Here is a 7,412-nt window from a genome sequence, read left to right as displayed (position 1 = left end):
GTATCCTATCGCCCAGACCGGCTACTTCATAATCAATATCAATATTTTGCGAGGTACGTATTTTTACTGTTTGCATGTATAACAAATATAAATTAACTATTTGATGTGTTTATATCCACACATCAAATATTGTTATTATTTTAACAAAAAATTACTTGACCCTTTCACATGCGTGAGCCATTATTTATAAAACAAAATTCTGCCCGGTGGAAAAACTATGAAAGTAACCCTGCCAATGACCCGGATGAGCTTGCAGATCGTTTTATAACCATTACCGACGACCTGGCTTATGCAAAAACCTTCTATCCAAAATCAAAAACAACTGTTTATTTAAACGGGCTGGCGGCTGGCTTTCACCAGTCGATATATAAAAACAAAAAAGAGAAGGCTAACCGTTTTATATTTTTCTGGCAAATGGAGTTACCACTCCTGTTTGTACAATACCGCAGGCAACTACTTTATTCATTTATATTTTTTATCACATTTTTCCTTATCGGGATACTCTCATCTAAGTATGATCGTAATTTCATCCGGCTTATACTTGGCGATGATTATGTAAACATGACCAACGAAAACATTAGCAAAGGCGATCCCTTTGGCGTATTCAAAAGCCAAAACGAGTTTGTTATGTTTTGGATGATAGCTAAAAACAACCTTACTGTAACTGCTATAACATTTGTTGCAGGCATTACTTTATCTGCAGGTACATTGTACCTTTTATTCAAAAATGGCATAATGGTTGGCTGCTTTCAATATCTGTTTATAGCCCATGGGCTGGGCATAAAATCTGGACTGGTTATCTGGATTCACGGCACACTCGAGATCTCGACGATTATTTTAGCCGGTGCTGCAGGTTTAATAATGGGCAATAGTATTTTATTCCCAAAAACATTCAGCAGAGCTGTCTCCTTAAAAAAAGGCGCGCTGGATGGAATAAAGATAATGCTGGGCATATCGCCTATCGTAGTTGTTGCCGCCGTATTTGAAAGCTTTATAACCCGGCGTACCGAAATGCCTATGTGGCTTAGCATTTCCATTTTGGCCGGGTCTTTTTTATTTATTATATGGTACGTGGTAATTTACCCGGCCTATTTGTCGTACCGTTTAAAAACTTCTGCTAATAAAAATGAAGGAAAAAATTGAACTAAGTAAAGTTCGTGAGTTTGGAGATATCATAAGTGATAGTTTTATTATCATCAGGCAAAATTTTAAACCCTTAATGACAGCATACCTGGTTATATGCGGTATGTTTATTGTTACCGGCGTTCTTGTAACTATGGTTTCAAATTGGCAGCAGGCGGCAGAAGGTAGTTCGGGCCCGTTTTCGTTCTGGGGTTTTACCGGCTTATTATTTCAGTTGATTGAGTATACCGCGGTGATTTTAACTACCATAAGCTATTTAGCCATTTATAAACAAAAAGATAACCAGGCCCCTACTTTCCTGGAGGTTTGGGAGTATTTTAAATTCTATTTTTTCAGGGTATTCGGCGACCAGGTAGTTTTAACCATTGGGCTATTTTTTGGTTTTTTACTCTGCTTTTTACCGGGAATTTATCTTTGCCCAATTTTCGCGCTGGTAACACCTATCATGGTTATCGAAAACACCAATGTTGAGTACGCAATCCGCAAAGCTTTCCGCATTATTAAAGAAAACTGGTGGTTTACCTTTGGCGTTATATTGCTTTTGTCTATTGTAATAATAATGGCTTTCCTGGTGTTTTTTATCCCGGCAGCTATATTTTATAGCGGCAGCCAATGGCTAACCGGTAATAACTTTAATACTACCTTCAACATTATACAGGCAATAAYTATTCATGCGGGCCAGGTTTTATGGCTGTTACCCATCATAGCCGTTACGTTAGTTTATTACAGCCTTTCCGAACATACCGAGGGAAGCAGCCTGGTAAACCGCATCAAAATGTTTGGTAAAACCGATTCACCATCTGACCAATTCCCAACAGAGCAATATTAAAACCTGATATGTTTAAGCCTTTAATTATCTTGTTTAAAATAAGCGCGATAGGGAACGCAAAAAAAATTGCGGTGCTTAAGCATGTACCTGCAAAACTTAAAGCAGATAGCACTAAAATAACCCTTCGTCATTTTGATGCAGGATCACTAAAGGCCTACAAAAACGACAAGGATTTTAACTACCATTTGGAAAAAGAAGCCGTTACCTGGTGGGACAGGTTCTGGAATTGGGTTTGGCATCTGTGGGATAATTTTTGGCAATGGGTTGATGAGCTGCTCCGGAGAATATTTGGAGGCCGATCTATGGGCAATAACCCGGCAATGATTTTTAAATACATTATTATCGGCATCCTCGCCTTTGCCGTAATTTATATTATTTTGAAGCTACTGGGTATAAATGCCTGGCATATATTTAAAAAAAATCCCAAACAGGTTCCAATCCCTTATGATGAATCCATAGAAAACATTCATGAAATAAGTTTTGACACGGCTATTGAAGATGCATTGGCCATTAAAAATTACCGCCTTGCAGTAAGGTTGCTTTACCTCCGCAGCCTTAAACAGTTAAGCGATCATAACCTGATAAACTGGAGAATAGAAAAAACCAATTCGGCTTACATCAACGAGCTTACCAATGTAGCGCAGCGCCGGCAATTTATTATTGTTACCCGGCAGTTTGAATATATATGGTACGGTGATTTCCCGGTAGATGGCGAATCGTACCAAAAGATCAATACTACTTTCCAGGAATTTAAACAGCAGCTGTCATGAAAAGTTTAAAACTGTACCTTGCCGGGCTGGGCTGTTTGATGCTTGTATACCTAATTGCGCAATACAACCGGCCCAAACCCATCAACTGGAACGATACACTGGATATTAACGATAAGGTCCCCTTTGGTACCTATGTGCTTTATAACCGCATTAGCGATATTTTTCCGGGGGCCAAAGTATCAACCTTTCGTGAGCCTATTTATAATGTGATTAACGATCATGGAATAAAACATGGTACCTATATCATTATCTGCAACTCGGTGAACCTGAACGAATACGACTATGCTAAGCTAAAAACATATATAACTGCAGGGAACGATGTTTTTATAGCGGCCGCGTATTTTGGCGATGAGTTAAGAAAAAACCTTGGGGTTAAAACACAGGTTGAATTTGGCAATAAAAAAGTTGTAGGCATTAAATTTAACAACAAGTACCTGGATACCATGAAGCTTTACCATGGCGACAAGGGAATAAGTGATGGTTATTTCGGGGGAATAGATACCGCTAAATTTGTTGCACTTGGAAGCAATACGGCACGCCATATAAATTTTGTAAAATGCATTATGGGTAAAGGCAACCTGTATTTAAATGCCAACCCGCTTATGTTTACCAACTTTAGCGTGTTGAACAATACTGGTGCAGAATATGTATCAAAGGCGCTATCAGTTGTAAAAAACGACCCCAATTTAATATGGGATCAATATTATACCCTCGGCCGATCTGACGATGAATCAAGTATGCGCGTTTTTTTACGTAACCCCGTTTTGCGCCGGGCATTTTATATCTCGTTTTTCGGTTTGATGGTTTTTATAATTTATGAGGCCAAGCGCCGTCAGCGTATTATACCCGTGATTGAGCCATTACAAAATTCGACGGTGGAGTTTGTAAACGTAGTTGGCCAGGTTTATTACGAGAAGCGCAACAATGCCAACATTGCCCAAAAAAAAGCAACCTACCTGTTAGCATACCTACGGGATAATTATCGCCTAAAAACCAACAATCTTGATGAGGAATTTATAAGTGCCTTGTCACAGAAAACAGGTACAGACATTGAATTCATTACCAATTTGATCAATACCATCAACTTTATCAGCGCGTACGAAAATATAACCGATATGGAGCTGATCAGATTTAATAAACTAATTGAGAAATTTTACAGCCAAAACCGATACAATGGAAAATGACATTTTTGAACAACGAACTGATATGAGCAAGCTGAGCACAGCGGTTGAACAAATAAAAGCTACACTGGCTAAAATAATTGTAGGTCAGCAGGAATCAATCGACCTCCTGATTGCCGGCATCCTGGCCGATGGGCATATCCTGATAGAAGGAGTACCCGGTGTAGCCAAAACGCTTACAGCTAAGCTGATCTCGAAAGCTATAGATGCCAAATATTCGCGAATACAGTTTACGCCGGATCTGATGCCATCTGACATCCTGGGCACATCGGTTTTCAATCCTAAATCAACCGAATTTGAATTTAAGCAAGGGCCAATATTTGGTAATATTATCCTGATAGATGAAATAAACCGGGCGCCTGCCAAAACACAATCAGCATTGTTTGAAGTGATGGAAGAACGCCAGGTTAMCATTGATGGCCGTACTTATAAAATGCAGGAACCTTTTACCGTATTGGCTACCCAAAACCCGGTGGAGCATGAAGGCACCTACCGCCTGCCAGAAGCACAGCTGGATAGGTTTCTGTTTAAAATAGAGATCAAATACCCAACGCTTGAAGAGGAAATTGCCATTATAACCCAGCAGCACAGTCAAAAAACAATCGACCAACTAAGTCATGTTGAGCCTGTTTTATCTGCCGCGGATGTTATTGCGTTAAGGCAACAGGTAAAGGCACTGCATGTTGAGGATAAACTGCTGGAGTTTACTGCTAAAATAGTTTACGAAAGCCGCAACCATAAATCATTATACCTGGGTGGTTCGCCACGCGCATCATTGGCCATCATCAACGCAGCTAAAGCATTAGCTGCCATTAAGGGGCGGGATTTTGTTACTCCCGAAGATATAATTTATGTAGCCACCCCTGTTTTAAGACATCGCATTATGCTAACGCCAGATAGGGAAATGGAAGGTGTAAGCCCGGATGATGTAATAGCACAAATTATTCAAAAACTGGAAGTCCCCCGTTAATATAACCGTGTGAAAAAATTCTTCCGCCTGTTTTATAAAGATCTTTTTTTAACCAACCGGTTATTCACCGGTTTGGGTACTTGTGTTGTATTATTTTTGCTGAGTTTCTTTTTCCCCTGGCTAAACATTATCCCCGTCCTGGTTTTCTCTGTGCTGATGCTCTTGTTTTTTATCGACATCCTGATGCTTTACAAAACAACTGGCGGTGTATTTGCCAAACGGCTTGCCCCCGAAAGACTGAGCAACAGTGATGACAACGAACTTGGCATATATATAGAAAACCGCTATGCTTTTCATGTTGATATCGCCATCATCGACGAGATCCCCGTGCAGTTTCAAAAGCGGGATGTATGGTTTAAAACCAGCCTGAAACCACGTGAGCGTAAGCAGATCAATTATACGCTGCGCCCCACCAAACGCGGGGAGTACAAGTTTGGCGATATCCATGTTTACACTAAATCGCCATTAGGGTTTATCAGGCGGCGTTACACATTTGAACAGGCTGAGACATTGGCTGTATACCCATCCTTCCTGCAAATGCGTAAATATGAGCTAATGGCAATATCAAACCGCTTAACCGATATCGGCATAAAAAAAATACGCCGTATTGGCCACAGCCTTGAATTTGAACAGGTAAAAAATTATGTTGCAGGTGATGATTACCGTACCATTAACTGGAAAGCCACCGCARGACAAGGCAACCTGATGGTTAACTCCTATACCGACGAAAAATCGCAGCATGTATATTCTATAATTGATAAATCAAGGGCCATGAAAATGCCTTTTGATGGGCTGAGCCTGCTTGATTATGCCATAAATGCCAGCCTGGTATTATCGAGTGTAGCGCTGATAAAGGAAGATAAAGCTGGCTTGATCACCGCCTCGGAAAAGATAGGAGCCGTTGTCCCCGCCGATAGGAGGCCGACACAGTTAAATAAGATACTGGAAGTTTTATACAAGGAAAAAACACGCTACCTGGAAACCAATATGGAACTGCTGTACAGCACCGTTCGAAATGTAATAAAGCAACGCAGCCTGGTAGTGTTTTTTACCAACTATGAAAGCATGAATGCACTGGAAAGGCAGTTACCATATTTAAAAAGAATTGCCAGGTTCCATTTGCTATTGGTGGTGTTTTTTGAAAACACCGAACTTAAAACCCTAAGCCAAAAACCCGCGAAGGATGTTGAAGGGATTTACATAAAAACCATTGCCGAAAAATTCGCCTACGATAAAAAGCTTATTGTAATGGAGCTGGCCAAATACGGGATACAATCTATATTAAGCCCGCCTCAAAATCTGACGGTTAATACCATTAATAAATATTTGGAACTTAAGGCTAAGCAGAAGATATAAGAAGGGTAAAGAGGCAAAAACCAGGAGATGAGACTTTGCTGCGATCGCGATTTTTTTTATCGTTCAGCAAACAAAAAAGTCCGATGCCCTGGTTCCTTTCCCCTATCCTGCCTTTGGAAAAGCAATGCCATTAGCACTAAAATCTTTAAAGATCTTTTCCTGTAGGGTCATCTTGGCTGTTAAAAAATTAGCAGGCTCTACCCATACATTTATCGCGATACGTACCGAATCTATTTCCATGCTGATGATACCTACCCTTGCTGCAGGTTCTGTAAGGAGTTCCCTGTTTGAGCTGATTGCGGTATTGATGATGGTTTTTACCTTATCCAGATCATTGGCATAAGCTATCTTGATCTCGAAATCGAGACGGCGCCTGCCTTCGCGGGTGATGTTTACAATAACCTCATTAAACAGCTTGCCATTGGGTATAATAACCGTTTTATTATCGGCCGTAATTAAAACGGTATAAAACATTTGTATTGATGTTACCCTGCCATCCTGCCCCTGCGCAAGGATACTATCATCAAGCTCAAATGGTTTCAGTAAAAGTATAAGTATACCGCCTGCAAAATTTTGAAAAGTTCCGGATAGCGCTAAACCTGCTGCAACGCTGAAAGCTCCTATTATGGTTGTGAAAACGGTCATTTCCCAGGTCATAATATTCATTACCCAAACCACCAGCAGTACGTAAAGCGAAGTAATTGTTAAACTTAAAAAGAAGGGTTGTAATGAAGAATGAACGCCTTTTTTGAGCATCCGGTCGCGGAGCCGCGTCCGTAGAAATTTAATGAACCAAAGACCTATAAAAAATATGATTATTCCGGCTACGTATTTGGGGCCTTTGGTAACCAGCCAAACGTGGAACAGCTGATAAAACTCTTTTACTTCCATAATTGGAGCAAAAGTAAAAATTAATTACTTACCGTAAATAGTAATGAATAACTCGGGGCCTTTAAATAGTAACCAATCTACTATGGCACTTTGCAATTGTTTTGATTTTTGTATGATAACTTTCATTGTGATATGCTTTATTCAAATCCTGTGCCTAAGGTTTAAGCTTTTAGGATTGTTACGCAAAACTACACATTAACGCTACAGATAAATTTCTAAATTAATCAAATGATTAATTAATGACCATCCGTTTACGTTTGAATGACTATGAC

Annotated in this window: 7 protein-coding genes; 6 read left to right on the top strand and 1 reads right to left on the bottom strand. The window is 39.9% G+C overall.

Annotated elements, in window-relative coordinates; translation table 11 throughout:
- Window positions 1–168: 168 nt before the first annotated feature.
- From AC1DPZ_RS18295 to AC1DPZ_RS18270, 6 genes are read left to right on the top strand one after another with little or no spacing between them, the layout of a single operon-like run.
- Window positions 169–1,143, top strand: coding sequence for a stage II sporulation protein M (locus AC1DPZ_RS18295; protein ID WP_477406024.1), 975 nt, complete (start codon window positions 169–171; stop codon window positions 1,141–1,143).
- Entirely contained in the window at window positions 1,127–1,972 is an 846-nt protein-coding gene (locus tag AC1DPZ_RS18290) for a hypothetical protein (RefSeq protein ID WP_477406022.1), read from the top strand. The genes AC1DPZ_RS18295 and AC1DPZ_RS18290 overlap by 17 nt, the downstream gene beginning before the upstream one ends.
- A gap of 8 nt (window positions 1,973–1,980) precedes the next feature.
- Entirely contained in the window at window positions 1,981–2,742 is a 762-nt protein-coding gene (locus tag AC1DPZ_RS18285) for a DUF4129 domain-containing protein (RefSeq protein ID WP_477406020.1), read from the top strand.
- Window positions 2,739–3,926, top strand: coding sequence for a DUF4350 domain-containing protein (locus tag AC1DPZ_RS18280; RefSeq protein WP_477406018.1), 1,188 nt, complete (start codon window positions 2,739–2,741; stop codon window positions 3,924–3,926). The genes AC1DPZ_RS18285 and AC1DPZ_RS18280 overlap by 4 nt, the downstream gene beginning before the upstream one ends.
- Window positions 3,916–4,893, top strand: coding sequence for an AAA family ATPase (locus AC1DPZ_RS18275; RefSeq protein ID WP_477406016.1), 978 nt, complete (start codon window positions 3,916–3,918; stop codon window positions 4,891–4,893). Before AC1DPZ_RS18280 ends, AC1DPZ_RS18275 begins: the two co-directional genes overlap by 11 nt.
- Before the next feature lie 9 nt (window positions 4,894–4,902).
- Window positions 4,903–6,249: a DUF58 domain-containing protein gene (locus AC1DPZ_RS18270; RefSeq protein WP_477406014.1), complete on the top strand. Its 1,347-nt coding sequence runs from the start codon at window positions 4,903–4,905 to the stop codon at window positions 6,247–6,249.
- A gap of 102 nt (window positions 6,250–6,351) precedes the next feature.
- On the opposite strand, the gene AC1DPZ_RS18265 is transcribed toward AC1DPZ_RS18270, so the two are convergent.
- Window positions 6,352–7,140 carry a mechanosensitive ion channel family protein gene (locus AC1DPZ_RS18265; protein WP_477406012.1) on the bottom strand — a complete coding sequence of 263 codons (789 nt, stop codon included), beginning with the start codon at window positions 7,138–7,140 and terminating at the stop codon, window positions 6,352–6,354.
- Between the last annotated feature and the right edge of the window lie 272 nt (window positions 7,141–7,412).

It is taken from the genome of Mucilaginibacter sp. P4_G9, assembly GCF_056400985.1.
This window is presented reverse-complemented; position numbering and strand designations above follow the sequence as displayed.

What these genes read in the sequence shown, in the direction of transcription:
- AC1DPZ_RS18295 (WP_477406024.1), top strand. Translation starts at nt 169, where the DNA reads ATGCGTGAGCCATTATTTATAAAACAAAATTCTGCCCGGTGGAAAAAC.
- AC1DPZ_RS18285 (WP_477406020.1), top strand. Translation starts at nt 1,981, where the DNA reads ATGTTTAAGCCTTTAATTATCTTGTTTAAAATAAGCGCGATAGGGAAC.
- AC1DPZ_RS18280 (WP_477406018.1), top strand. Translation starts at nt 2,739, where the DNA reads ATGAAAAGTTTAAAACTGTACCTTGCCGGGCTGGGCTGTTTGATGCTT.
- AC1DPZ_RS18265 (WP_477406012.1), bottom strand. Translation starts at nt 7,140, where the DNA reads ATGGAAGTAAAAGAGTTTTATCAGCTGTTCCACGTTTGGCTGGTTACC.